1 protein-coding gene is annotated in these 1,190 nt (G+C 57.1%); it reads left to right on the top strand.

All coding sequences use genetic code 11. The annotated features are described in order from the left end of the window. On the top strand, window positions 1-1,190 hold a 1,190-nt coding region (locus HFD99_RS24755; protein WP_167441047.1), incomplete at both ends, for a non-ribosomal peptide synthetase.

The following is a 1,190-nucleotide window of genomic DNA, read 5'->3' as shown; positions in this document are numbered from 1 at the left end:
AAGGCCGGCGGAGCCTATGTGCCGATTGATCCGGAATATCCGGCCGATCGTATCCGCTTTATGCTGGAGGACTCGGGAGCGAAGCTGGTGCTGACGCAAGCGCATCTGGCGGAGCAAGCCTCGCTGAGTTTTGACGGCCAAGTGCTGGTACTGGATCGCGAGGACATCTATCACGAAGACAGTTCAAATCTAGAGCCCCTGGCTGGACCGCACCATGTCGCCTATGTCATTTATACCTCTGGCTCCACGGGAAAACCGAAGGGCGTGATGGTGGAGCACCATTCCGTGCTGAACCGGATTTTGTGGATGCATAATCGCTACGGCTTGAGTGCGGAAGATACGATTCTGCAAAAGACCGCCTTCACCTTCGACGTGTCGGTGTGGGAGCTGTTCTGGTGGTCAATGGTCGGCTCGAAGGTAAGCCTGTTGTCCGTGGGCGGGGAAAAGAACCCGGAAGACATCGTGGACACGATTGCCCGCGACGGCGTGACTACAATGCACTTTGTACCCGCCATGCTGCGTGCATTCCTGGAGTATGTGGAGCAGCAGCCACGAGAAGTGATGCAAGCGAAGCTGGGCACGCTGCGCCATGTCTTTGCCAGTGGTGAAGCGTTGCCGCCACAGCATGTGGCCCGGTTCCAGCGGCTCGTGTCGAGCCTGGCCGGAGCGAAGCTGGTCAACCTGTATGGACCAACCGAAGCGACGGTGGACGTATCGTACTTTGATTGCGAGCCGGATGAGGAATATGCAGTGATTCCGATCGGGAAACCGATTCAGAATATCCGTCTGTACATTGTGAAGGAAGGCACGGAGCAATTGCAGCCGATTGGGGTTGCAGGGGAACTGTGTATTGGTGGTGTCGGCGTAGCCCGCGGTTACCTGAACCGTCCGGAGCTGACGGCCGAGAAATTTGTGAAAGATCCGTTTGCTGGCGGGGAAGCAGGCTATGAACGGATGTACCGCACCGGCGATTTGGCGAGATGGATGCCGGACGGGAACATTGAGTATCTGGGCCGGATCGACCATCAGGTGAAAATCCGGGGGTACCGGATTGAACTAGGCGAGGTCGAAACGCAGCTGCTCCAAGTGGAATCGGTACGAGAAGCGGTGGTGATGGCTCGTACGGATGAAACGGGCCAAAAACAAATGGTGGCCTACTATGTTGCGGAGCAAGAGCTAGGAGCGAGCGA

This window comes from Paenibacillus sp. EKM301P (assembly GCF_011800295.1).
Classification (GTDB): Bacteria; Bacillota; Bacilli; order Paenibacillales; family Paenibacillaceae; genus Paenibacillus; species Paenibacillus polymyxa.
This window is presented reverse-complemented; position numbering and strand designations above follow the sequence as displayed.